12 protein-coding genes, 1 tRNA gene and 1 pseudogene are annotated in these 24,924 nt (G+C 69.9%); 7 read left to right on the forward strand and 7 right to left on the reverse strand.

Annotation, left to right across the window (positions count from 1 at the left end; all coding sequences use genetic code 11):
- Positions 1 to 61 precede the first annotated feature (61 nt).
- Positions 62 to 875: pseudogene (locus JHN63_RS12570) on the reverse strand (SAM-dependent methyltransferase).
- 91 nt (positions 876 to 966) lie between these two features.
- Positions 967 to 1,791 carry an alpha/beta hydrolase gene (locus tag JHN63_RS12575; protein WP_200679707.1) on the reverse strand — a complete coding sequence of 275 codons (825 nt, stop codon included), beginning with the start codon at positions 1,789 to 1,791 and terminating at the stop codon, positions 967 to 969.
- A gap of 130 nt (positions 1,792 to 1,921) precedes the next feature.
- Between JHN63_RS12575 and JHN63_RS12580 the strand changes: the two genes are divergently transcribed.
- A complete protein-coding gene (locus JHN63_RS12580; protein WP_200679708.1) occupies positions 1,922 to 2,707 on the forward strand; it encodes a sulfite exporter TauE/SafE family protein in 786 nt (261 codons plus the stop codon).
- Positions 2,708 to 2,761: 54 nt separating this feature from the next.
- Positions 2,762 to 3,532, forward strand: a complete 771-nt coding sequence (locus JHN63_RS12585; RefSeq protein WP_200679710.1) for a cobalt-precorrin-6A reductase — start codon at positions 2,762 to 2,764, stop codon at positions 3,530 to 3,532.
- Here the strand turns inward: JHN63_RS12585 and JHN63_RS12590 are convergent.
- The 4 genes from JHN63_RS12590 to JHN63_RS12605 form a co-directional block, all read right to left on the reverse strand.
- Complete coding sequence (locus JHN63_RS12590) at positions 3,516 to 3,980, reverse strand: hypothetical protein (protein WP_200679712.1); 465 nt, start codon at positions 3,978 to 3,980, stop codon at positions 3,516 to 3,518. The genes JHN63_RS12585 and JHN63_RS12590 overlap by 17 nt on opposite strands.
- A gap of 60 nt (positions 3,981 to 4,040) precedes the next feature.
- The gene (locus tag JHN63_RS12595) at positions 4,041 to 6,122 is read right to left on the reverse strand and encodes an MDR family MFS transporter (RefSeq protein WP_200679714.1); all 2,082 of its coding nucleotides are present in this window, start codon (positions 6,120 to 6,122) and stop codon (positions 4,041 to 4,043) included.
- A gap of 70 nt (positions 6,123 to 6,192) precedes the next feature.
- Positions 6,193 to 6,966 carry a precorrin-6A synthase (deacetylating) gene (cobF, locus tag JHN63_RS12600; RefSeq protein ID WP_200679716.1) on the reverse strand — a complete coding sequence of 258 codons (774 nt, stop codon included), beginning with the start codon at positions 6,964 to 6,966 and terminating at the stop codon, positions 6,193 to 6,195.
- Between the two features lie 78 nt (positions 6,967 to 7,044).
- Positions 7,045 to 7,578, reverse strand: coding sequence for a DUF309 domain-containing protein (locus JHN63_RS12605; protein ID WP_200679717.1), 534 nt, complete (start codon positions 7,576 to 7,578; stop codon positions 7,045 to 7,047).
- A gap of 98 nt (positions 7,579 to 7,676) precedes the next feature.
- On the opposite strand from JHN63_RS12605, the gene JHN63_RS12610 reads away from it, so the two are divergent.
- Positions 7,677 to 7,750: transfer RNA gene (locus JHN63_RS12610), tRNA-Pro, on the forward strand.
- Positions 7,751 to 7,840: 90 nt separating this feature from the next.
- Here the strand turns inward: JHN63_RS12610 and JHN63_RS12615 are convergent.
- Complete coding sequence (locus JHN63_RS12615; protein ID WP_200679718.1) at positions 7,841 to 12,793, reverse strand: LamG-like jellyroll fold domain-containing protein; 4,953 nt, start codon at positions 12,791 to 12,793, stop codon at positions 7,841 to 7,843.
- Between the two features lie 248 nt (positions 12,794 to 13,041).
- Here JHN63_RS12615 and JHN63_RS54255 point away from each other — a divergent pair, with 248 nt between their 5' ends.
- From JHN63_RS54255 to JHN63_RS12635, 4 genes are all read left to right on the forward strand, one after another.
- Positions 13,042 to 19,566: an RHS repeat-associated core domain-containing protein gene (locus tag JHN63_RS54255; protein ID WP_200679719.1), complete on the forward strand. Its 6,525-nt coding sequence runs from the start codon at positions 13,042 to 13,044 to the stop codon at positions 19,564 to 19,566.
- Between the two features lie 108 nt (positions 19,567 to 19,674).
- Positions 19,675 to 20,343, forward strand: a complete 669-nt coding sequence (locus JHN63_RS12625) for a hypothetical protein (RefSeq protein WP_234476509.1) — start codon at positions 19,675 to 19,677, stop codon at positions 20,341 to 20,343.
- Between the two features lie 400 nt (positions 20,344 to 20,743).
- Entirely contained in the window at positions 20,744 to 21,415 is a 672-nt protein-coding gene (locus tag JHN63_RS12630; protein ID WP_234476503.1) for a hypothetical protein, read from the forward strand.
- Positions 21,416 to 21,753: 338 nt separating this feature from the next.
- Complete coding sequence (locus tag JHN63_RS12635; protein WP_234476504.1) at positions 21,754 to 24,870, forward strand: discoidin domain-containing protein; 3,117 nt, start codon at positions 21,754 to 21,756, stop codon at positions 24,868 to 24,870.
- Positions 24,871 to 24,924: the final 54 nt, after the last annotated feature.

Consider the following 24,924-nt stretch of genomic DNA (forward strand, 5'->3'; position numbering starts at 1 on the left):
GTGCGGGCGGTGTTTCCGGTGGGGCGGTTCTGAGGAGCGGGGGCGTGACCCGGATGCCTCGTCAGACCTTGAAGCCGACTCCGCCGTAGAGGGAGATCGGTCCCTCGCCCAGCGGTGTCTCGCCCTCCGCGAGTTCGGGGTGCCACTCGGAGACGGACACGATGCCGGGGTCCATCGGCTCAAGTCCCTTGAAGATGCTGCTCACTTCGGCGTGTGTGCGGGCGACCAGCGTCACCCCGCCCGCCGCGTAGGCGGCGATGCCGCGCTCCACCTTCTCCGGTTCGAGGTCGGCCGTCATCGCGGACAGCACGAGGCAACTGCCCGGCGCCAGCGCGTCGATGAGGGTGCTCACCAGCTCGCGGGCGCCGTCCTCGTCCGGGATGAAGTGCAGCAGGGCGATGAGGGACAGCGCGATCGGACGGTCGAAGTCCAGGACGCGGGCGGCCTGTTGGAGGATGGTGAGCGGTTCGCGGGCGTCGGCCTGGATGTACTCCGTCGCCCCCTCGGGGGTGCCGCGCAGCAGCCGCCGCGGCGTGGGCGAGGACGATCGGGTCGTTGTCGACGTACACGATCCGCGCGTCCGGCGCGGTGGACTGGGCGATCTGGTGGAGGTTGGGCGCGGTCGGTATGCCGGTGCCGACGTCCAGGAACTGGCGGATGCCCGACTGCCCGGCGAGCATCCGCGTCGCCCGCTGCATGAACCAGCGGTTGGCGCGCGCGGTCCGCGGGGCGCCCGGGTCAAGTGCCGTGATGTGCCTGCCGAGTTGCTCGTCGACCGGGTAGTTGTCCTTGCCGCCGAGGAACCAGTCGTACACCCGCGCCGGATGCGGCTTCGACGTGTCGATCCGCTGGACGGCCGGCTCTGTCCCGGTCACGCGAGGCTCCTCTGCTCGACTGTGCGCTACGACGGGCCACGCGGGCTCTTCTACGACGGTCCGCGCGGGCCGTGCGAGAAGTTTGGCACGGTCATGCTGACCGGGTGGCGCGGTTCGGCACCCCGTCGAGGAAGCGGAGCAGGTCCGCGAAGACCTCGGCCCGGTTCGTCTCGTGGAACACCTCGTGCCGGGCGCCCGGATACACGTGCTCGGTCAACTCGCCGCCGCTCAACCGCTCCACGCCGATCCGGCTGCCGGCGAGCGGGACGAGCCGGTCGTCGCCGCCGTGCAGCCAGAGCAGCGGAAGCCCGCCGATGTCGCCCGACTCGGCGACGGTCCCCAGGGTTTCGGCGAACGCCTCCAGCGTCGGCCGTTTCATCGGACCGTGCCAGACCAGCGGATCCGCCGCGTACACCGCACCGACGCCGGGGTCGCGGGAGAGCGCGGCCGGGATGATCGGGAGGTCGGGGATCTCGTCGAGGGCGAGCAGCCGGCCCGGCAGCTCCCAGCCGCCGATCACCGGCCCGGACAGCACGAGCGCGGCCAGTTCCGCGCCATGGCGCTGCGCGAAACGGGAGGCGATCAGTCCGCCCATGGAGTGGCCGATCAGGACGAGGGGGACGCCCGGGTACGTGGCACGCGCCAGCTCGGCGACGGCGTGCAGGTCCGTGACCACGTCCTCGAAGTCCTCGATCAGCACCCGCTCACCGTCCGACCTGCCGTGACCCTGGTGGTCGGGACCGAGGACGACCGCGCCGTGCGTTCGCAGTACGGCGGCCAACTCGGCGTACCGGCCCATGTGTTCGCCGTATCCGTGCGCGACGAGGGCGATCCGGCGCGGCTGCTCGTGCGGCCACTCGTGTGCGGTGATCGTGCCCCGGGTGCCCGTGAGGAGGTGCTCGCGGGTGTCGGCCATGTGTCCTCCGGCGGTGCCGTGTCGGGAAGGTCCTGGTCCCGGGGATCTTCCCAGGTGGCCGCGCGGCAGGGGCCACCTGGCGAGACACTCCTTACGCGGCCAGATGTATGGACATACCATCGGTCCTCGCATGAACACGATGACTCTCTGGCACATATCCGGCTGGGAATTCGCCGCGCTCGCCGCCGCGGCCCTGCTCGTCGGCTTCTCGAAGACCGCCGTGAGCGGGGCCAACACGGTCAGCCTGGCGATCTTCGCGGCCGTCCTGCCCGCCCGCGCCTCCACCGGCGTACTGCTCCCGATCCTGATCGTCGGCGATGTCCTCGCCGTCCTCACCTATCGGCGGCACGCCCACTGGCCCACGCTGTGGCGGCTGTTCCCGGCGGTCGCGGCGGGGGTCGTGATCGGGACGCTGTTCCTGGTGTGGGCCGACGACGCGGTCGTACGGACCTCGATCGGGGCGATCCTGCTGTTCATGGCAGGGGTCACCCTGTGGCGCCGACGGAAGGCGGACACGGAGGCCGGGGCCGGTGACGAGCCGGACTCCGTCACCACGAGGTCCGGCCGGGCGAAGGCGGGCTCGTACGGTGTGCTCGGCGGGTTCACCACGATGGTCGCCAACGCGGGTGGCCCGGTGATGTCGATGTACCTGCTCTCGGCGGGCTTCCGGAAGCTGGGCTTCCTCGGCACGTCGGCGTTCTTCTTCCTGATCGTCAACGTGACCAAGGTGCCCTTCAGCGTGGGCCTCGGCCTGATCGACGGGCACTCCCTGCTGCTTGACGCGGCGCTCGCGGCATTCGTCGTGCCCGGTGCGTTGATCGGCAAATGGGCTGTGAACCGAATCAACCAGCGATTGTTCGAGCAACTCGTGATCGCGGCGACGATCATCGGCGGACTGCAACTGTTGCTCCGCTGACACCGCCGCCGACTCCCCGGACGCCTCCGCCCCGTGACCTCGTACGCTCGCCCCATGTCCCCGCACATCCTGATCCTCGGCGGCACCACCGAGGCACGTGAACTCGCCGCCGAGCTGACGCGACGGCGTCCCGAGATCCGGGTGACCACCTCCCTCGCCGGGCGCGTGTCACGGCCGGGTGCGCTGGCCGGGGACGTGCGGATTGGTGGCTTCGGCGGAGCCGAGGGGCTGGCCGAGTGGCTGCGGGAGCACCGCGTGGACGCCGTCGTCGATGCCACCCACCCCTTCGCGGAGTCGATCACCGCGAATGCGGTGCGGGCCGCGGCGGCGCGCGACCTGCCCGTCGTGGTGCTGCGCCGACCGGGCTGGCAGCCGGGCCCCGGCGACCACTGGCACCCGGTCGCGGACCTGGCCGAGGCCGCCGAGGCGCTCCCCGCACTCGGGCGTCGCGTCCTGCTCACCACCGGCCGCCTCGGCCTCGCCGCCTTCGCGCATCTGCCCCGACTGCACTTCGTCGTACGGTCGGTGGAGCCGCCCGAGCCCCCGATGCCGCCGGACATCGAACTGCTGTCGGCCCGCGGGCCTTTCACCGTGGCCGACGAGGCGGCGCTGCTGCGCGAGCACCGGATCGACGTGGTCGTGACGAAGGACAGCGGGGGAGCGGCGACCTCGGCCAAACTCACGGCCGCGCGGGAGGCAGGCGTCCCGGTCGTGGTCGTACGACGGCCGCCGTTGCCGGACGGGGTGAGCGCGGTGCCCGATGTCGCCGGGGTGCTGGAGCGGCTGGAAGGTCTGGAGCGGCTGGGGCTCAGCCCGGGGCGATGACCGTGGCCCGGAGGCGGTCCACCGCGCGCAGGATCTCGTCCCGGTTCTTGGCGCTCTTCATCCAGGCCGGGAGCCGGGCGACCAGCGTCATCTTCCGCCCGGTGTCGTACCAGGGCGCGCGCTCGCGCAGGTCGGCGGCGACGAACCGCCGGATCAGGTCCAGGTGTTGGAGGTCGTACGCCCACAACTCGCCGTGTCTGGTCCCGGTTCGCAGCCAGAGGGGAGGCCGGGAGCGCGGAGAGGGGCCCGTGTCGATCCGGCACAGGCCGCAGGACCGGCAGACCAGTCGGGTGTGCGGATACCGCTTCCCCTCGGCGTCCGGAGGTGTGCACGGGCGCTGTTCGAAGTGGGCGATCCGCTCGCAGCGCGGGCAGCGCACCAACATCGACGACGCGAAGTGGTAGCGCTCGGCGCGCGGGTCGCGGAAGCGCACGGGAGCCGGGGACATGCCGTGAGTATGACCACCGGCCCGCTCGCCCGGCACCTGGTTTTCAGGGCGACGGGGTCTTCAGGAGGAGGCCGTGCTCCCCTCCAACTCGGCCGGGCGGCGCGGCAGTCCGGTGCTGAGGTCCTCCACCAGGAGCCGCTTGGCGATGGAGTCGACGGCGGCGCGCAGGTCCGTTCCGGAGGGGCGGCCGATGTCCTTCTCCACCCGGTCCTCCAGCCAGTTGCCCCACGCCCTGCCGATGATCTCGGCCTCCCGTTCGCCCGCCGCGGTGTGCGACAGGAGAGAGCCGGTGCGGGTCAGATAGCCCTCCTCGACCATGCGGTCGAAGACCGGGAGGAGCACCTCCGGAGGCATGTGACGCCGGGCGGCGATCAGGCCGAGGCTCGCATGGCCGACCATCCGGCCGAACAGTTCGACCTGCATCACCGCCCAGGCACCGGCGATGTCCAGCCGCGTGTCGGAGTCCGTGATGATCCGCCGGGCCGTGTCCAGGTCGGTGCTGCCGATGACCTTGCCCACGGCCGCTTCGAGGAGGCGTTGCGAGTCCCCGCCGCGCGGTGACGCGAAGCCCTCGCCCATGTCGGTGGAGCCCATCCGCGCGCTGTCGCGCAGCTGGACCTGCTTGAGGAACAGGGCCACGACGAATCCGATCACGGCGACCGGGACCGTCCACCGGAACACCGTCTGGATGGTGTCGGCGTACGCGTTGATGATCGGCGCGGCGGCGGCGTGCGGCAGCTTGTGCAGGCCCTCGGGGCTGGTCGCCGCCTTGGTGATGACGGCCGGGTTCAGCGCGCTCGTCCTCGCGGCGGACGCGATCCCGTCCTTGAGGTTGGGGGCCAGGCTGTTGGCGTAGATCGTGCCGAAGACGGCGGTGCCGAACGAACTGCCCAGCGTACGGAAGAAGGTGACGCCGGAGGTCGCGGTGCCGAGGTCGGTGTACTCGACGGTGTTCTGCACGGCGATCGTCAGCACCTGCATGCACAGGCCGATGCCGGTGCCGAGCACGAACATGTACACCGATTCCAGGAACGCGCCCGTACCCGGACCCATGAGGGACATCAGATAGAGCCCGACGCCCATCACCGCGGAGCCGATGATCGGGAAGATGCGGTACTGGCCGGTCTTGCTGACCACGTTGCCGCTGAAGACGGACGCGATCAGCAGCCCCATCACCATGGGCAGCGTCCGCACCCCGGAGACCGTGGCCGAGTCGCCGTCGACGTACTGCAGATAGGTCGGCAGATACGTCAGCGCGCCGAGCATCGCGAAGCCGACGATGAAGCTGAGGATCGAGCAGACCGCGAACACCGGGTTGCCGAACAGCCGCATGGGCAGCATGGGTTGCGCGGCCCGGGTCTCGACCCAGCAGAACAGGCCGAGCGCGATCGTGCCGCCCACGAACAGGCCGATGATGGTCGCCGAACCCCACGCGTACTCGTTGCCGCCCCAACTCGTCGCCAGGATCAGGGAGCTCGCGCCGACCGCGACGAGCGCGATGCCCAGGTAGTCGATGACGGGCCGCACCGCCGACTTGACCACGGGGATGGTGCGGGCCGCCGCGATGACGACGACGATCGCGATGGGCACGTTGACGTAGAACGCCCAGCGCCAGGTCAGATGGTCGGTGAACAGGCCGCCGAGCAGCGGTCCGATGACCGTGGCCACACCGAACACCGCGCCGATCGCGCCCTGGTACTTGCCGCGCTCCCGCAGCGGGATGACGTCGGCGATCAGCGCCATCGCCGTCACCATCAGCCCGCCCGCGCCGATGCCCTGCACCGCCCGCCAGGCGATCAGCAGTGTCATGTTGGTGGCGAGACCGCACAGGAACGAGCCCGTGATGAACACGATCGCCGAGACCTGGAAGACCACCTTGCGGCCGAAGAGGTCACCGAACTTGCCGACCAGGACGGTCGCCACGGTCTCCGCCAGCAGATAGGCGGTGACCACCCACGACATGTGCGCGGCACCGCCCAGGTCCGACACGATCGTCGGCAGGGCCGTCCCCACGATGGTCTGGTCGAGGGCCGCCAGCAGCATGCCCAGCATGATCGTCACGAAGACGACGTTGCGGCGGCGAGGGTCCAGCACGGGGGGCTGCTGCGCGGAAGGCAGCGAGGTTTCCTCGGCGACTGTCACGAGGTCACTTTCACACCGGTGGACCATCCGTGCACAGTGGGCGGGGCCGCTCGGGTTGCTTCTTCGCGCGCTATTCCACTGCCGTGTGCCGGCGCAGCAGATACGTGTCCATGATCCAGCCCTTGCGCTCCCGGGCCTCCGCGCGCAGTTGCTCGATGCGCGGGGCGGCCTCGGCTATCGGACCGGAGGCGAGGATCTCGTCCGGGGTGCCGATGTAGGCACCCCAGTAGATGTCGATGTCCTGGTCGGCGTACCGCCGGAAGGTCTGCTGCGCGTCGAGCATCACGACCACGTCGTCCACCCCCTCCGGGAACCCCTCGGACAACCGCCGGCCCGTGGTGATCTGCACCGGCCCGGCCACCCGGTTGAGCCCTGTGCGGTGCCGGGCGACGAGCGCCGAGACACTGCTGATGCCGGGCACGACGTCGTATTCGAAGGCCACCGCGCCCCGCTCCAGGATCTCCTCCAGGATGCCGAGCGTGCTGTCGTACAGCGAAGGATCCCCCCACACCAGGAACGCGCCGCTCTCCTCCTCGCCCACCTCCTCGACGATGAGCCGCTCGTAGATGTCCGCACGGGCGCTGCGCCAGTCGCCGACGGCCGGGGAGTACGCGGCACCCCCCGCCTTCCGGTCCCGCTCCGGGTCACGCGCCTCGACCAGGCGGTACGTCCCCTCCGGTATGTGCGCGTCGAGCATGTCCCGGCGGAGCCCGGTGAGGTCGGACTTCACCTCGCCCTTGTCGAGGAGGAAGAACACGTCCGTGCTCCGCAGCACCCTGACCGCCTGGAGGGTGAGCTGCTCGGGGTCGCCCGCGCCGATACCGATGACATGAATCTTTCGCACGCCTCCGAGTCTGCCCCACGCCACTGACAGTCCGTACACCGCACCGGCCCGACCACGGCGTCCCGCGAAACGGCCCGACTACGACATCCCTCGCAGCCGGGGCGCCCGAGCCCGCGCGTCGACGCTCCCGCCGCCCCGCTCCACCTCGTCCGCGAGCTCCCGCGCCCACGCGGCGACCCCCGCGAGCTCCGTCCCGTACGGCCGCTCCCGCCCCGACCGGGCCGCCCACTCCTCGACGCCCACGGCCCCGCGCCGCAGCAGCCGGGCCCCGCCGGTGACATTGCCCCGGGCCGCGTGCGTGAGCCCCACCGCGAGCTGGGCGAGCCCGCGCCACAGGCCGCGCTCCTCGTCCGGCCCCGACTTCCAGGCGTCCTCGAAGACCTCGTGCGCGTGGAACGGTTTCCCCTCGTCGAGCAGCGCCTGCGCCTCGACGACGGTCTCCTCCGGCGCGCGCACGACCCCCTCGGGCTGCCGTGCCACGCCGTCCGCGTCGTAGGGCAGCGGTCGCCCGAGCCCGTCCCGGGGCCGGGCGTTGCGGGCCCGTCCCTCGCCGTCCCGGTCCCGCGCGTCGGCCGTACCGTCCGAGGTCGCACCTGCGGTTGTGTCGCCCATACGACGATTGTCCCGCGTCGGCACCGGCTTCGGCGCACCCCCTGGTGTGGGGTAAAGTGCTGTTCGCGCGATCACACGGTTCTCCGTGGGCAGCGCATCGGGACGTGGCGCAGCTTGGTAGCGCACTTGACTGGGGGTCAAGGGGTCGCAGGTTCAAATCCTGTCGTCCCGACTTTTCGAAGTCGCAGATGAGGGGCCGTTTCGGAGTTCTTCCGAAACGGCCCCTCGATCATTTCCCCGTGTCACTGCCTGGCCCTGAGGCTCAGGGAATGTTCTGGTACATCGCGGTGACCTGGTTGGCCGTCAGGGCGTAGTCGTACGCCTGTACGTCGCTCAGGGAACCGTTCACCCAGTCGTCCTGGCCGCCGTTGTCCAGGCCCCGGCCGAGGACCAGGTTTCCGGTGGCCGCCCACGGGGTGACGCCGGTGGCGGTGCCGGCCAGGGTGCCGTTCACATACAGCTGGGCTGTCTTGGTGGCGGCGTTGTAGACACCCACCAGGTGGGTCCAGGTGGTGGCCGAGGCACCCGCGGCATAGGCGAAGGTGAGGGTCGGGCTCGGGGTGTCGGCGCTGGTGAAGCGCAGGGCCCAGCCGGGACTGCCGGTGTGGGAGTGGTTGTACTCCAGGGAGAACGGACTGTTCTCGGTGCCCTCCTCCGCGAGGACGGTCTGGTCGGCGGTGCCGACGGCGGTGAGCTTCACCCGTGCGGAGAGGGTGAAACTGCCGGCGCTGTTCACCACTTGGGGGTTGGGGCTGACGGCGTAGCCGGTGCTGCCGTCGAGACTCAGCACGGTGCCCCGGGTCGCATCGGTGGCCCAGGTCGCGCCGCCGGTCAGAGTGAGCGGGCTGTTGCCGAGGTTCGGGTTCGCGCCCGCCGCGTTGAGGGTGTTGAGGGTGTCGGTCGCGGCGGTGTCGGTGGCCACCGGCATACCGTCCCCGTCGTCCAGGTTCCAGGTGTCGACGGGGGAGAGCAGGGCTGTGGTGAGCGCGCCGAAGGCGGGGTTCGACAGGTTGACGTGGTCGCCGCTGTCCGCTGCCGCCGCGAGCTTCTCCTCACCGGTGGCCGAGTCCGTCACGGCCACGGCCGCGTCGAGATCGGCGAAGTAGACGGCCGGGGTGGCCCAGGGGTTGCCCAGGTTCATGCCGCCGAGGAAGGCGTTGACGTCCGATCGGTTGGCGTCCGTGGTGCTCGTGCAGGGGTCGTCGGGAGTGGCGCCGTCACCGGTGAAGCCCTCGCAGGGCGTCAGTGAGGTGAGCACCACGTTGATGCCCCAGCCCTGGAGCTGCTCCACGAGCGCGGTGTAGCCGTTGGCGTCCAGGTCGTCGCTGGTGGCCCCGGCCAGCAGGTCTTCGAGGCCGTCGTCCACGATGACGGTGGAGATGCCGGGCTGGTCGAGGATGTCGCGGTCGAGGCGGGAGAGCACCGACGGCCCTCCGATGACACTGCCGTTGTAGGTCTCCGGGTTGTCGGCCATGAGCTGGTTGGACTCGATGCCCTCGGCGATGACGCCGTAGGGGGTGGGCGTGGAGGGCTCGGCGGCGGTCAGCCCGTCGGCCACCCGGTACCCGTTGGAGTTGGGCAGTGTGGTGCCGGGCTGGAACGGGTCGACCAGGTGGTCGCCCAGCACGGCCTCGGTGGGCACGCTCGCCGACTGTACGTCCAGGTCGGTGACCAGGTCGGTGAAGTTGCCGTAGGCGACGGCGTTGGTGGTGAACGGTGTGGCGCTGGTGCTCGTGGTCAGGTCTCCGGTGCCGCTCGCGGTGATGTACTCGTAGGAGCCGCCCGCGTAGGAGTGCTGCACCAAGTAGGGGACGGCGTTGCTGAGTTGGTAGGAGACCAGCAGGTACTGGCCCGCGGTGACGTTGAACGCCAGCGGGTCGCTGTAGACCATGCCGCCGACGGGGACGGTGACCGACTGGCTGCCGCCGAACTTGAGTGTCGGCGGGGTGCCGGCCGGGACCGCGCCGATCGCGTTCGGGGTGGAGCTGAGGGCGATGGTGGCGTGGCCGATCGACAGCTTGCCGGTCCCGAGCGCGTTGTCGAGCTTGACGCGGACGGTGCCGCCGGAGATCGAGGGCTTCAGGGCCACCCGGATGGTCTGGTTGGAGAAGGTGCCCCCGCCCGGCAGTCCGTAGCTGCCCTCGGTGGCGCTGGACCAGGCGCCGGTCCAGGACTGCCCGGCCGGAGCGGTGACGTAGCTGCCGTTGGCCTCGGTGGTGCCCCCGGTGGTGTTGCGGGTGCCCAGGGCGAAGACATGCAGGGTTGACTCGCTCGGTCCGGCCGCGCCGGTCAGGTCGGGCAGGGTGACCGAGGCGATGGTGCGGGTCGGGTCGACCGGCACCGAGAAGGCGTAGAGCTGGCGGTTGGCCGTGCTCTGGGTGGTGCCGTTGGCGTGCGGGAAGACCGCGGCGGCGATGGAGCTGTCGCTGTTGGACCAGTCGGGCACGGTCAGCATGTAGCCGGCGCTGGTGCCGTCGGTGTAGGTGATCTGTCCGCTGGCCGGGCAGAAGGCGTCGGCGTCGTCGCCGGAGAAGCAGTAGGTGGCGCTGACCCGGGTGTCGGCCGGCACATAGGGGGCGGTGGTGTCACCGGCGATGGCGCCGGGGGAGGCCAGGTTGGTGTAGGTGGAGGAGGTGAGGAAGACCAGCGCGCTGCCCTGGCCCGAGTAGCCGACGGTCTGGTTGGCCGCCAGCAGGTTGTCCTTCTGGCCGGAGCCGAAGGCGGGCAGGGTCATGGTGGCGCCGTCGACGGTCACCTTGCCGCCGCTGGTCCAGCCGGCGTTGGCCCAGTCGGTGGCGGAGAAGCTGTGCCCGTTGCCGTCGAAGTTGGCCGCGGTCATGTTGCTGTCGGAGCTGATGCCCACGTTGTTGAAGCAGGCGGCCAGACTGGCACAGGTGGTGTTGGGGTGGCCCGCGGCCAGGAACGGGTAGGCGGAGGTGCCGGAGACGTCGCCGGCTCCGTCCACGGAGTAGACGTAGAGGGTGTGCGGGCCGGGCGAGGGCGGGGCGACGGTGACCGTTGCCTTGTTGGCGCTCGCGGTCACGGTCTCGCTCGCCGGCGGGTTGCTGGTCGGCGGCGGCACGTCGAGGTGGTAGACGAACTTGGTCGCGGTGGTGCCGGAGCCGTTGATGTCGAACTTGCCCGAGGTGCCGGCAGCCGCGCCGACGGCGGCGTCGGTGACGTCCGTGTTCGGGAAGAGGTTGCTCTCGGAGGCGAGGGTCGGCTCGTCGGGAGCCGTGGGCTCGGCGGTGAAGTGGCAGGTGGGCGACTGGGCGTAGGTGGTGGACGCCATGCCGTCGGTGACCGTGACGTCCCAGTCGACGGTCTTGCCGGCGGTCAGCGTCGAGACGAAGGACGCCGGGAGCGAGGTCGTGGCGTAGGTGTTGCTGGCGAGGTTGTCGCCGCTCTTGAGCGTGTACTTGGTGGTGGTTCCGTCGATCCAGTACTGGAAGGTGGCCTGGAGCTTGTCGCCGTTCGGGTCCTTGACCTTGGCGCGCAGTACCGGCGGGGTGGAGGCGATGGTCTTGCCCATGTACGGGTACGGCGAGGCGGTGTCGCAGGCCGCGTCGGCGGCGCCGGACACGGCGGCCATGGTGGCGGCGGTGGGCGCGCTCGGCGGGTTGTCGTAGAAGATCTGCAGTGTGGGGTTGTGCGCGAACCGCTTGAACCCGAGGTCGTTGCGGCTGGACTCCATGGAGTCCTCGCTCAGGGTGGCGGTGAAGGTGGTGGCGTGTCCGTGGGCCGCGGTCTTGATCGGGGTCAGCACGTTGAAGCCGTTGGTCGTGCTGCCGTTGTCCGGGCAGAAGGTGGGGTTGTACGCCGGCCCGAAGCCGGCCGAGGTCGAATAGCTGTTGTAGCCGGGGCGGTTGCTCCAGTTCGTGCCGGAGCCGATGCCCTTGGACCAGTGCAGGTTGACCGTCGCGGTGGTGGCGCAGGAGGCCGAGTAGATGTCGGTCGCGTCGACCTCGGCGCTGTTGATGGTGGCGCCGAAGATGGTCTTGGACAGGGTCCACTGGTAGAGGGCGTGCTCGTCGCCGGTGTTGCAGGAGCCCTCGGGCCAGCCGTTGTAGCCGACGCCGAGGTAACCGTTGTCGGCCAGTGAGCCGGTCTTGTTGTAGAAGGACGTGCCGGGGCAGCCCTGCTTGACCTCGTCGAAGGCGGGGTTGGTGTAGGCGACCGGGTGCCAGTTGACCGAGGGGTCGATGAAGACCGGGTAGACGGTCGTGGCACGGGTGAGCATCGCCCGGTCAGGAACGAGCGTCAGCGCACCGGAGCCGGTCCGGGCCCGGACCGGGGCGACGCGTGCGGCCAGTCCCGGGTGCGCGGCGTCGGAGGCGTCGGCCGCCACCTTGGCCCCGGCGGGCTGCCCGCCGGTGGGAAGGGTCCGGTTCGAGTCCCACTGCAGCGGTGTGGCCGCGTCCGCCACGACCGCTCCGTGCGCGTCCGTGACGGTGAGCCCGCCGTCCTCGGCGCCGGCCAGGTGGCCGCCCCGCAGCTGGGCACCCAGGCGCAGTGAGGCCAGCGCGGGGTTGCGCGCCGCCGCGGCGTCGTGGACGACCAGCGTCTCGCCGGGGCCGCCGGCCGCGGTGGCGGAGACCAGGAGGTCCACGCCGGGAAGGACGGAGGGATAGGTCGCGGTGGTGCCCGAGACATGAGGGGTCGGCAGGGCGGTGGGCCAGGTGAGGGCGAGCGAGGTGCTCCCGGAGCGGGTGACCGCGAGGGGGGCGGTGCCGCCGCCGGAGAAGGACACGGTGCCGTAGGCGGTGGCGTTCGGAGCCCACCTGCCGTCGGCCCGGTGCGTGAGGGTCAGATCCACCGGCACCCAGTGACCGCGCTGCCGGGTGCGCACCGGCAGCGGGTTGGAGACCGAGCGGAAGCCGCCGCCGGGCTCCGCCTCCACCTGCACGGTCGGGCTGGTCAGGGACGGGACCGCGACCGCTTTGCCGGTGGCGTGCGCCTGCGCGGCGGCGGCCTGCATCGCGGCGGAGTCGGCGGCGGTGGGGCCGAAGCCGTCCGGCAGGACCGGTGAACCTCCGGACCTCGCAGGGGACTTGGCGGCGGGGGCGCTCTTGCCGGTGATCTGGAGGCCCGCGGTCGGCTGCGCGGCCGTCGCGGGTGTGGAGGCCAGTCCGGCAGCGCTGACCGCCAACACCGCGGCGGCCGCGAGCAGGGCACGCGGTCTGCCGTTTCGCGCGTGTGCGCGAGGTATGGACATCGGATTCCCGTCTCTCGATCTCGGTCGGAGGTCCGACCCGGAGGCGAATGTAAGTGGTTGTCCGGGACCTCGCATAGGTCAATTCGGCTACCAGGGAACATATGTGACTGAACGTCATAAGGCTTCGGATATGTCCATGTCATGAATCTGGCAAGAGTCCTCCGCGCGGCGACTCTTCGACGGTCGCCTTGGGTACCTTCCGTTGGGTCTTCAAGATCGACTTCATCGTCGTCAGAGGGAGCAGGGTCGTGCCAAGGGCGACAGGTTCACGCGAACGGACGGGCCGACGCCTGAGCCCCGGGCGCCCGCCGCTACGCGGTCTGACCGCCCTGACGGCGGTGATCTCCGTACTCGTGGGTCTGACCGGTACGGCCGAAGCGGTCACGAGCCGCCCGCAACCCGGCTTCACCCAGGTCAAGCCGGTCCCGGTGGCCGCCGTGCACTCCCACTACGGCCCCGTCCGGCACCTGGCCAACTCGCCGTCGCCCAAGGTGACTTGGCCCAGCGGCACGGCAGCCTTCGCCACCTCCGCGACGACCGGTGCGGCTCCGACGGCGACGGGCCGCGCTGCCGCTCGGACGCCCGTGGCATCCGCTGCCCGGCTGCGAGCGGGCAACCTCCCGGTCTGGCTGGCACCCTCCACCGGCCTCGCCCTCGACCACGCCTCGGTGCGCGTCCTGCCGCAGCGGTCCGGGCGGTCGGCCGGTGTCGACGGAGTGCTGCTCCAGTTGTCCGGGCTGCCCAGGAGCAGTCACGGCAAGGTCCAAGTCGGCCTGGACTACCAGGACTTCACCGCCGCGTTCGGTGCCGACTGGGGTTCGCGGCTGCGGCTCGTGAAGCTGCCCGACTGCGCCCTGACCACACCGCGACGCGCAGCCTGCCGTACCCAGACCCCTGTCGCGTCCGCCAACAGCGCCACGGCGCAAACCCTTTCGGCCCCGCTCGCCCTCGCCGAGAACAGCGTGGTCCTGGCGGCCACCGCCGCACCGAGCGGAGGCGGTGGCGACTTCGCCGCCACCTCGCTGAAGCCCTCCGGCTCCTGGCAGGCCGGCGGCAGCACCGACGCGTTCACCTGGTCCTACCCGATCACCGGCCCCAGCGTCCCCGGCGGACTGACGCCCAACCTCTCGCTGGGCTACGACTCGCAGAGCGTGGACGGCCTGACCTCCTCCACCAACAACCAGGCCTCGGTCGTCGGCGACGGCTTCTCGCTGCCGAGCAACTACATCGAGCGTTCCTACGGCTCCTGCCACGACAACCCCACCGGCGCCACGAAGACCTGGGACAACTGCTGGTCCTCCGACAACCAGCTCACCCTCTCGCTCAACGGCACCACCACCACCCTGATCAAGGACGACACCACAGGGACCCTGCGGGCCCAGGGCGACTCCGACGAGCGCGTCGAGCGGCTGACCGGAGCGGTCAACGGCGCCCAGGGCGGCGAGTACTTCCGGGTGACCACCTCGAACGGCACCCAGTACACCTTCGGCCTGAACAGGCTGCCGGGGTGGGCGTCGGGGAACGCGACCACCAACTCGGTGCTGACCGAGCCCGTCTACGCCACCGACTCGACCCAGCCCTGCTACAACGCCACGTGGGCCAACTCCTGGTGCCAGCAGGGCTACCGCTGGATGCTCGACTCGGTCAAGGACACCCACGGCGACGTGATGTCCTACTTCTACACGCCGATCACCGCCTACTACGCCCGTAACCTCGGCAAGACCGCCGACACCCCCTACGTGCGCGACGCGGTGCTCGCGAAGATCCAGTACGGCCAGCGGGACGGCTCGGTGTACTCCACCAGCCCCGCCGCTCAGGTCACCTTCGCCTACAACGGCCGCTGCAACACCTCGGCCACCGGGTGTGCCACCTCCACGCTGACGACTTCCACCGCGTCCAAGTGGCCGGACGTACCGTTCGACCTGAACTGCGCCAGCGGTGCTGCCTGCGCGTCCAACTCGCCGACGTTCTGGACCGAGAACGAGCTGACGGGCGTTCAGACCCAGGTGCTGGTCGGCTCCACCGAGACGAACGTCGACTCCTGGGCGTTCACCTACTCCTTCCCGGCGACCGGGGACGCGACCACGCCCTCGCTGTGGCTGAACTCGGTGACCCGCACCGGCCAGGACACCTCCGCCGGCGGTTCCGCGTCGGCGCTCGCCATGCCCCAGGTGACCTTCTCCGGCACACCCCTGTCGAACCGGGTGGACCTGACCGACGGCTACCCGCCGATCACCCGCTACCGGCTCAACACCATCACCACCGAGTCCGGCGGCATCATCAGCGTCGGCTACTCGGCCCCCGCCTGCGCGAGCGGCACCCCGAGCGACGCCGGCCTGAACACCTCGCTGTGCTACCCCGGTTACTGGACTCCCACCGGGCACACCAGCCCGATGCTGGACTGGTTCAACAAGTACATCGTCACGACGGTCACCCAGCAGGACCCGACCGGCGGCGGAGTCAACGACGCCATCGTCACCCGCTACGTCCCCGTGGGCACCGCCGCCTGGCACTACGACGACAGTCCGCTGACGCCCACCGCCCAGCGGACCTGGGACCAGTGGCGCGGCTACGGCGGCATGAAGGTCACCACGGGCACCGCGCCCGACCCGGTCACCGAGACCGAATACACCTACTTCCGCGGCATGGACGGCGACACCCTGTCCGGCGGCGGCACCCGCTCGGCGACCGTCACCGACTCCCGCGGCGACCCACCGGTGACCGACGCGGCCCAGTACGCGGGCCTGACCTACGAGGCGATCCTCTACAACGGCCTGAACAGCGGAAAGGTCGTCAACGACACGATCACCGCCCCCTGGAGCAGTAGCGCCACCGCGGTCCACGCACTGTCCGGCGGACTGCCGGTGCAGAAGGCGTTCCTGACCGGCCAGAGCGCGGTCGAGGTCTTCACGCCGCTGGCGTCCGGGGCCACCCGGGAGACCGAGACCGACTACACCCACGACTCCCACGGCCGCGTCACCAAGGCCGACGACAAGGGTGACGTATCCACGGCGAACGACGACCTGTGCACCACGGCGAGCTACGCGGACAACACCTCCGCCTGGATCTTCGACCTGGTGGACGAGACGAAGACGGTGTCCGTCACCTGCTCGGCCACCGCGACGCTCCCGGACGACGCGGTCAGCGACAAACGGGTCTACTACGACGGCTCCGGCACCGTGGGCGCCGCACCCACGGTCGGTGACCCCACCTCGACCGAGCAGGCCACCTCGTACAAGGGGTCCACCCCGGTCTACTCGACCATGTCGTCCCTCACGACGGACGTCTACGGCCGGACGCTGACCAGCACCGACGCCGACCAGCGGACCACCACGACCACCTACACCCCCACAACAGGCGCCGCACCCACCGCAGTTGCCTCCACCGACCCGATGCAGCAGACGCTCAGCCAGACCTACGACCCGCTGCGCGGTCTGATGCTGACGCAGACCACCGCGGCCGGCTATGTCACCAAGGCGCAGTACGACGCGCTGGGGCGGATCACCGCCGTGTTCCGGCCCGGTATCACCGACGCCACGACCAAGTACAGCTACGCGCTCGCCGCCGACAAGCCGAGTTCCGTGGTCACCCAGACCCTGAACGACGACGGCAGCTACCGCAGCAGCGAACTGCTGATGGACGCGCTGCTACGGCCCCGCGAGACGCAGATCGCCACCGTCGACGGCGGCCGGGACGTCACCGACACCGTCTACGACACCAACGGATGGGTGGCCAAGACCACCGCCCCCTACTACACCACCGGCGCCCCCAGTTCCACGCTGGTGCAGGCGCAGGACGGTGACATCCCCTCAGAAAGTGGCTTCACCTACGACGGTGCCGGACGCAAGACCGTGGCCACCGCCTATGCGCTGGGCACCGCCACCTGGAACACCACCACCGTCTTCGGCGGCAACTTCACCACCACCGTGCCCCCGAAGGGCGGCGTGGCCGAGACCTCGGTCACCGACGCCCGGGGACGCCAGACCGACCTGTACCAGTACCACGCGGGCGCCGCGGCCGACCCGGTCCACGACTCCGCCTCGGACTACTCCGACACGCACTACACGTACTACCCGGACGGCCACCAGTCCGGCCAGACCGACCCGGCCGGCAACACCTGGACCTGGACCTACAACCTCCTGGGCGACCAGGTCGCGGCCACCGACCCCGACGCGGGCTCCTCCTCGGCGAGCTACGACAACGCCGGCCAGCTCCAGACCACCACCGACGCCCGGGGCGACCAGGCCACCTACACCTACGACAAGGACGGCCGTCGGACAGCCGCCTACGACACCACCGGCAACGCCACCGCGTCCGCCGCCAACCAGGTCGGCGCCTGGACGTACGACACGCTGAAGAAGGGGTACCTCACCTCTTCCACCTCCTACCAGCTGGGCACCGGCAGTGCCTCGGTCACCAACGCGGTGCTCGCCTACACCGGCATGGGCGAGGTCGCCGCCTCGAAGACCACGCTGGCCAACCTGCCGAGCAACCTGGCGGCGCTGGCGCCGTCCGCCGGTTACACGGAGGCCTACACGTACAAGACCACCGGTACGTTGGCAGGCCAGCAGGACCCGGCGGGCGGCGGACTGCCCGCGGAAACCGTCAACTACGGCTACGACCAGTACGGTCAGCCCACCAGCGTCGGCAGCACCGGCACCGCCGCCTGGACGTACGTCTCCGCCATCGGCTACGACGAGTACGGTGACCCGCTCCAGTACTCCATGGGCCCGACCACCGGCTGGGTCGACCTGACCCTGAAGTACGACCCGCAGACCGGTCAGCCCACCGACGCCAAGACCACCGACTCCACCAGCGGCACGGTCGTCGACGACACCGCCTACACCTGGGGGAACTCGGCCGTCTCCAAGGGCGCCGGACTGCTCACCTCGACCACCGACAGCCAGAACGGCGGCTCGGTCGCGGACACCCAGTGCTTCGGCTACGACTGGGCAGCCCGCCTGACCGCGGCCTGGACCGCCACCGACAACTGCACTGCCACACCCGACACCGGCAGCAGCACCACCGTCGGCGGCACCAACCCCTACTGGCAGACCTGGACCTACGCCGCCGACGGACAGCGCCAGACCCAGACCGACCACGACACCACCGGCAACAGCGCCAACGACACCACCACGACCTACCACTACCCGACCGCGGGCTCCGCGACCGACCAGCCGCACACCCTCGGCAGCACCACCGCCACCGGCCCGGCGGCCACCGCGAACACGGCGTCCTACCACTACGACGCCTCCGGCAACACCACCTCGATCCAGGGCGGCGCCCTGGGCGACCAGACCCTGACCTGGAACCACCAGAACCGGCTGGACACCGACACCACGTCGGCCGGCGCCACCAGCTACCTCTACGGCCTCGACGGCGGCCTGGTGCTGCGCACCGACCCGACCCAGGCCACGCTCTACCTGGGCAACGAGGAACTGGTCGAGAACACCGCCACCAAGGCGGTGACCGGCACCCGCTACTACTCCGTCAACGGCACCACCGTGGCCGCCCGCTCCAGCAGTGGCGACGTCCAGTACCTGATCCCCAACCGGCAGGGCACCGACTACCTGTCCGTCGACTACCAGACGCAGGCGGTGACACGGCGTCAGTACCTGCCCTTCGGCGGTACCCGCGGCACGGCCCCGACCTCCTGGCTCGGCGACAAGGGTTACGTCGGCGGCACCACCGACACCGCCACCAGTCTCATCAACCTCGGTCTGCGCGAGTACGACACCCAGACCGGCCGCTTCGTCAGCCGTGACCCGCAACTGGAGGCCACCGACCCCTCGCAGCTGACGGGCTACGACTACGCCGCCAACAACCCGGTGACCGGCAGTGACCCGACCGGCCAGAGCTGGTTCAGCTCCCTGTCCAACGCGGTCTCCAGCTTCGCCGACACCGCCCAGCAGGTCATCGACCGGACCAACGGTCCCATGGCCGCACTGGGCGTCGGGCAACTGCTGCTCGGCGCGGCCGCGGACGGCCTGGGCGGTGCGCTCATGCTGAGCGGCATCGGGGCGCTCGGACCGGGCGAGGCACTGATCGCCGCAGGGTCCATGCTCGCCGTGTCCGGCAGCGCCACGGTGGCCACTGCGGTCGCCGCGCCCAACATCGCCTTCGCCGTCCAGAACGGTGATGGTGCCGGAGGAGGCGACGACGGGGGTGGGTCCGACGGCTCGTCCGCCGAGGATTCGGACCGGGACAGGGATGCGCAGTCTCTGCGGAAGGAACACAAAGGCGAGGACGGTGAGCCGCAGCTCACTCTGGACAATGCCTACCGTGCGTTGGACGGCGCTCCGGAGGGGACTCGTGCCCGGGTGATGCCCAAGGAGAACGAGCTCGCGAGCAAGCCAGGAGCCAAGGGGAAAGAGAAGGTCAAGAACGCTGACCTCGAATACCTCGACCAGCAGGGTGACATTGTCGGCTACGGGGAGGTCAAGACCATCGGAGAGGCCGACGAGGGGAAGTTCGACGGGCAACTCGACAGTGCCGTCAAGCAGTTGCGCTGGCGGCAGGACTGGAAGGGCGGCACGGAGGTCAACGAGATCTTCATCCAGGTCCCCGACCTGGCCGATCCTCCGGAGGTCAAGAGCTGGGTCAAGAGCTACCGGAATGCTCGCAGGGGCGGAGTGAAGTCGATCAGCGGGTATCGTCTGCGGGTCTTCAGCGAAAGCGGCAACAGTCTGGGGACCTTCGATCTGGGCAATAACGCCGACGAAGGCTATGTCGAGGACCACACCTACCATTCACCGAACGGGTATTCCTACTGAACCGCCCAGCGCTGAATGACCTCAGACCGTAATCCGGGGCGGGGCGGACGCGTACCGCGAGGGCGCGTCCGCCCCGCCCCTGTCCGAAAGGCGCCTTTCTTGTCCTCGATGCTTTACCGACTGCGCGAGTCCTTCCCTGACGCGCCGAATGCGCTGGCACGGGCGCGGGAGATCTCGCGCGAACTGGCCGACTGGACATCCTGCCCCACGCCCCGGATGGAGCCGGTCACCACAGCCGAGCAATACGCCTACGCCCTCTCCGCCTTCGACACCGCCCGCATCTACGGGAACCAGGCAGAACCCGGCGTCAGACCCTGCCTGGACGAACTGCGGCGCCGCACCGTCGTCACGTTCGACAACGAAGAGCCGAACTCCTCGTTCGCCGGCTACGCGATACTCCGCCCCGATCTGATCGACCTCTGGCCGCTGCCCGAGAAACTGACTCTCACTCTGGATTCGACCTCGCCCTTCGGCGATCCCTACAGCGAGCCCGACCCCGACTGCACCGAGGAGGAACTGAATGACATGGTTTCCGTCCTCGGACTGCTGTCTCTGAACGTGGACTGGGACTGCGGCTGGCGCGGCCTGTCCGAGTCCAAGGACTGCGGTGTACAACTCTGTCTGAACAGTGTCTGGACGCGGCAGATCGCCGTGCCGTCGCCCGGCGAGTTCGGCGTCTGGATCTCCCTCGGCAACCGCATCGCCTGGACGACTGCGGGCGAGAACTGGCGTCGCGACTGCGGACTTCCGCTGGGCGAACCCCAGCAAGGCTGGTGACGTGGACGCCCGGAGCCCTACGCCCCGGTGGAGGCGAGGCGCGCGGGGTGACGCCAGGGTGGGGCGGAACACGTGGGCGAAGCAATGGAGGTTGGGCAGACTGCCCGGCGGTCCTCCCCGGCGACCGGCAGGCAGGTGCCGGTCAGCAGCCAGCCGGCCTCGGTGAGCTCAGGGTTTCCCTCCGCGGGTCTGCACGAAAGCGCCGACAGTCTGGGCGACCTCGACCTCGGTAGCAACGCCGACCAAGGCCATGTCGAGGTACATACCTGCTGTTCGCTGAGCAGTTGCTCCTGCTGAGCCACTGGCTACCGCTGTCTGACTTCAGGCTGTGGTCCGGGATGGAGGCGGATGCGTACCGTGAGGACGAGTCCTCCCTGGCCCTGTTCGAAAGGCGCGCTCTTTGTCCTCGACGCTCTACCGAGTACGCGAACCCCTCCCCGACGCGGTGAGCGCGCTGTCGCGGGCGCGGGCGATCATGCGTGACCTGGCCGAGTGGACCGCCCCTCCGTGGCCCCGAGTGGACGACATCACGACCGCGGAGCAATTCGCGTACGCACTCGGCACCTTCGCCACCGCCCGGTTCGGTGCGGACCGCGAACCCCACGGCGTGTCGTTTCTGAACGAACTGCGGCGCCGCGATGTCGTCACCCTCGATACGGAGCAGCTGAAGTCCTACATCTCGGGCGACGTGCGGCTCCGCCCCGACCTGGTCGATCTCTGGCCCCTGCCCGAAGGAGTGGGCCTCGTTCTGGCCACGACTCCGCCCTTCGGCACCCCCGACAGCGAGCCCGAGGACGATGCCACGGAAGACGAACTGGACCGGATGGTCTCGGTGCTCGGGCCGCTGTCCCTGGACGTCAAATGGGACTGCGCCTGGCGCGGTCTGCCCGAGTCCAAGGACTGCGGTGTGCTGCTCTGCCTGAACAGCGTCTGGGTGCCGCAACACGTCGAGCCGTCCCCGGGCGAGTTCGGTGTCTGGATCTCCCTCGGCTCCCGGGTCGCGTGGACGCCCGAGAGCGAAGTCTGGCGCCGCGACTCGGGACTCCTGCTGGGCGAAGCGCAGCAGGAGTGACCCGGACGTGACAAGCGCTATGTCGTCGTCACCACCGACACCATCACCGGCCAGGTTGACCCCGGTCCCGTACGCGTAGCCCGCCTCGGTCACGTCCGCCGATCCGTGCCACTGCCTTGTCCGGAGCTGACCCAGTGCAGCCATTGCGCTCCCCTTGGTTCGCATGGTCGGCACGCAGTCGGGCCCGGGAGTCGGCATGTTGGGTATTTGCGGATTCAGAGCAAGTTACTTGCAATCACTTGCGCAATTCATTCTTTAATTCATCGGAATCTAGCGGGCTCGATGAGGTCTCTGTACGGTCGGGGCGCCGGCTCCCCCACTCCCTGAAGGAGCATCAGATGCCGACGATCCCCAGACCCCGGCGACTGGCGGTGGCCGTCGTCGCCGCGGTGGCTGCACTGTGCGTGTCCGCCTTACCGGCCGCCGCCCTACAGGGGGCGCCGCGGTCCACCGCGCAGAAGGCGCAAGTGGCCGCGAGCGCGGCGGTGGGCGCGACGACGCCCTTCTCCGTCTACGAGGCCGAAGGCGGAACCCCGGCCGGAGGAGCGGTCGTCCGGTCGCTGGCCTCGGCGCCGACGACGCAGTACTCGAGCGCTGCCCTGGAGGCCTCGGGTCACTCCTACGTGCACCTGGACGGCACGGGTCAGTCGGTGCAGTGGACGAACACCACCGGGCAGCCGATCTCCTTCCTCAACATCCGCGCGAGCATTCCCGATTCGGCGTCCGGCGGTGGTGTCACCGGGACACTGAACCTGTACGTCAACGGAGTGTTCCGGCAGGCCCTGAACCTCAACTCGAAGCAGAGCTGGGTGTACGAGGGCAACGGAAACTACAACACGAGCGACGACCAGAACCCGGCCGACGGTGACCCGAGGGTCTTCTGGGACGAGTCGCACACCTTCGTCACCGGGTCCCCGATCCCGGCGGGCGCCACGTTCTCGCTGCGCAAGGACACCGACAACAGCGCGTCCTTCTACGACGTGGACTCAGTCGACGTGGAGAACCCGCCAGCGCCGAAGACACAGCCCAACGACTCGATCTCCATTGCGAGTTGCGGTGCCGTGGCGGACAACGCCCCGACCAACGGCGCGGCCGACAGCCAGTCGGTGGACAGCCGGGCCGCCATCCAGACCTGCATCGACCAGGCGCAGGAGCAGGGAAAGATCCTGTGGATCCCGCCGGGCACCTTCTATGTGAAGGGCACCGCCGGACTGAACGCGCAGGGCATCACCATCGTGGGCGCGGGCCTCTGGTACAGCACGGTCTACCGTGACGTCCCGGTCCCCAACAGCACACCCCTGGCAGCCCTGTTCGACCTGACCTCCTGCACGGTGCGTGACTTCCACATCGACGCCAACGCCGTCAGCCGGAGCACCATCGGCGGGGACGGCGGCGCGATGGACACCACCGGCACCGACTGGCTGGCCGACGGCATCTGGACCCAGCACACCATGTCCGGCTTCTGGGCCTCGGGCGCCGGCGGCACGGTGAGGAACAGCAGGCTGACGTCGATCTGGGCGGACGGGATCAACGTCAACAACGTCTCGCTGGGCGCCGACACCGGCAACAACCTGACCGTCACCGACAACTTCGTGCGCGGCACCGGCGACGACGCGATCGCCATCAACTCGGTGAACTACAACACCAACGGCGACGGTTCCCAGACCTTCTACCACCCGATGACCGACGTCACCGTCCGCCACAACACCTCGATCGCACCCTGGGGCGGCAAGGGCGTCGGCATCTACGGCGGCAGCGGCCACCTGGTCGAGGACAACTACGTCAGCGACACGGCCCGTTACATCGGTCTGGGCGCCGGACGCTTCGGTGTCAACGGCAGCGACCTGCTGTCCGCGACCGTGACCGGCAACACCGTGGTCCGTTCCGGAGGCAACGCCTACAGCCAGGGCCAACCCGCGCTGCACATCGGCAACGGCGGCGACGGACAGAACGTAGGGACCGTCGACAAGGTCACGGTCACCGGCAACACCGTCACCGACTCCCTCTACGACGGGATCGCCTTCTCCACCTCCACCAACACCCTGCTTCAGGACAACACGGTCAACAGCCCCGGCCGCAACGGCATTTCGATCGCGCCGCCGTTCTACCCCGCGCCCACCGGCTCCGCGACGATCACTGGCAACACGGTCACCGCGCTCGACCCCGGCACCTCGCCCTACGTCAACAACTCCACCGGTTTCGTTGCTACGTTGAGCGACAACCACTGGCCGCCGCCCGCACCCGAAGGCCCCTACGGCGGCACCCCGGCCGCCGTGCCCGGCACGGTGCAGGCGGAGAACTACGACACCGGCGGCCAAGGGGTCGCGTACAACGTCACCTCCGTCAACGGCAACGCCAACTCCTACCGCGCCGACGGCGTGGACCTGGACAACACCGCGGACACGGGCGGGGGTTACAACCTGGGCTGGACCGGCGCCGGACAGTGGTTCCGCTACACGGTCGACGTCGCCACGGCCGGCACCTACACCCTCGACCTGCGGATCGCCGCCCCGTCCGCGGTGCCGGGCGCGCTGCACCTGGCGGACGCCTCCGGTACGAACCTCACCGGAGCCGTCGACCTGCCCGCCACCGGCGACTGGCAGACCTGGGGCACCGCCACCACCCACGTCACATTGCCCGCGGGCCGACAGGTTCTGACGCTCCATCAGGACAGCGGCGGTTGGAACATCAACCACCTCACCCTCGCGGCGGGGAGCGACTCACCGCAGGCCACCCTCACCACGTCCCCCGGCTCGCTCGCCTTCGCCGGCCAGACGGTGAACACGACCAGCGCCGCACAGACCGTCACCGTCACCAACTCCGGTACCGCCACTGCCTCGTTCACCGGAGCTGCCGCCGGTGGTGACTTCGCGCAGACCAACACCTGCGGTACCTCGCTGGCCGCCGGCGCGCACTGCACGGTCTCCGTCACGTTCACGCCCACCGTCTCCGGCACCCGCACCGCCACCCTCACCCTGACCGGCAACCAGTCCAACAGTCCCACCACGGTGGCCCTTTCGGGCACCGGCACCGCGGACACCGGCACGAACCTCGCCGCCGGCAAGCCCACCAGCGAGTCCGGCCACACCGACGTATACCCGTCGTCGAACGTCACGGACGGAAACCAGGGTTCCTACTGGGAGAGCGCCAACAACGCGTTCCCGCAGTGGGTCCAGGTCGATCTGGGCTCGGCCCGGAGCGCCTCCCGCGTGGTGCTGCAACTGCCCGCCGCGTGGGGCGCCCGCACCCAGACCCTGGCCCTCGGCGGCAGCACCGACGGCACCGCCTTCACCACCCTGAAGCCCTCGGCCGCCCACACCTTCGACCCGGGCACCAAGAACACCGTCACGCTCACCTTCCCCGCCACCGCGCAGCGCTACTACCGCGTCACCGTCACCGCCAACAACGGGTGGCCCGCGGGCCAGATCTCCGAGTTCCAGATCTGGGCCGCCTGACCCCACCCGCCCCACGGTGCCGCCGGACGCTCCGTCCGGCGGCACCCTCGTGTC

The sequence above is a fragment of the Streptomyces sp. MBT65 genome, from assembly GCF_016612545.1.
In the GTDB taxonomy this organism is placed as follows: Bacteria; Actinomycetota; Actinomycetes; order Streptomycetales; family Streptomycetaceae; genus Streptomyces.

Excerpts from the sequence above, each read along its gene's own strand:
- JHN63_RS12575 (WP_200679707.1), bottom strand. The coding sequence starts at position 1,791 with ATGGCCGACACCCGCGAGCACCTCCTCACGGGCACCCGGGGCACGATC.
- JHN63_RS12580 (WP_200679708.1), top strand. The coding sequence starts at position 1,922 with ATGAACACGATGACTCTCTGGCACATATCCGGCTGGGAATTCGCCGCG.
- JHN63_RS12585 (WP_200679710.1), top strand. The coding sequence starts at position 2,762 with ATGTCCCCGCACATCCTGATCCTCGGCGGCACCACCGAGGCACGTGAA.
- JHN63_RS12590 (WP_200679712.1), bottom strand. The coding sequence starts at position 3,980 with ATGTCCCCGGCTCCCGTGCGCTTCCGCGACCCGCGCGCCGAGCGCTAC.
- JHN63_RS12605 (WP_200679717.1), bottom strand. The coding sequence starts at position 7,578 with ATGGGCGACACAACCGCAGGTGCGACCTCGGACGGTACGGCCGACGCG.
- JHN63_RS12615 (WP_200679718.1), bottom strand. The coding sequence starts at position 12,793 with ATGTCCATACCTCGCGCACACGCGCGAAACGGCAGACCGCGTGCCCTG.
- JHN63_RS12625 (WP_234476509.1), top strand. The coding sequence starts at position 19,675 with ATGCTTTACCGACTGCGCGAGTCCTTCCCTGACGCGCCGAATGCGCTG.
- JHN63_RS12635 (WP_234476504.1), top strand. The coding sequence starts at position 21,754 with ATGCCGACGATCCCCAGACCCCGGCGACTGGCGGTGGCCGTCGTCGCC.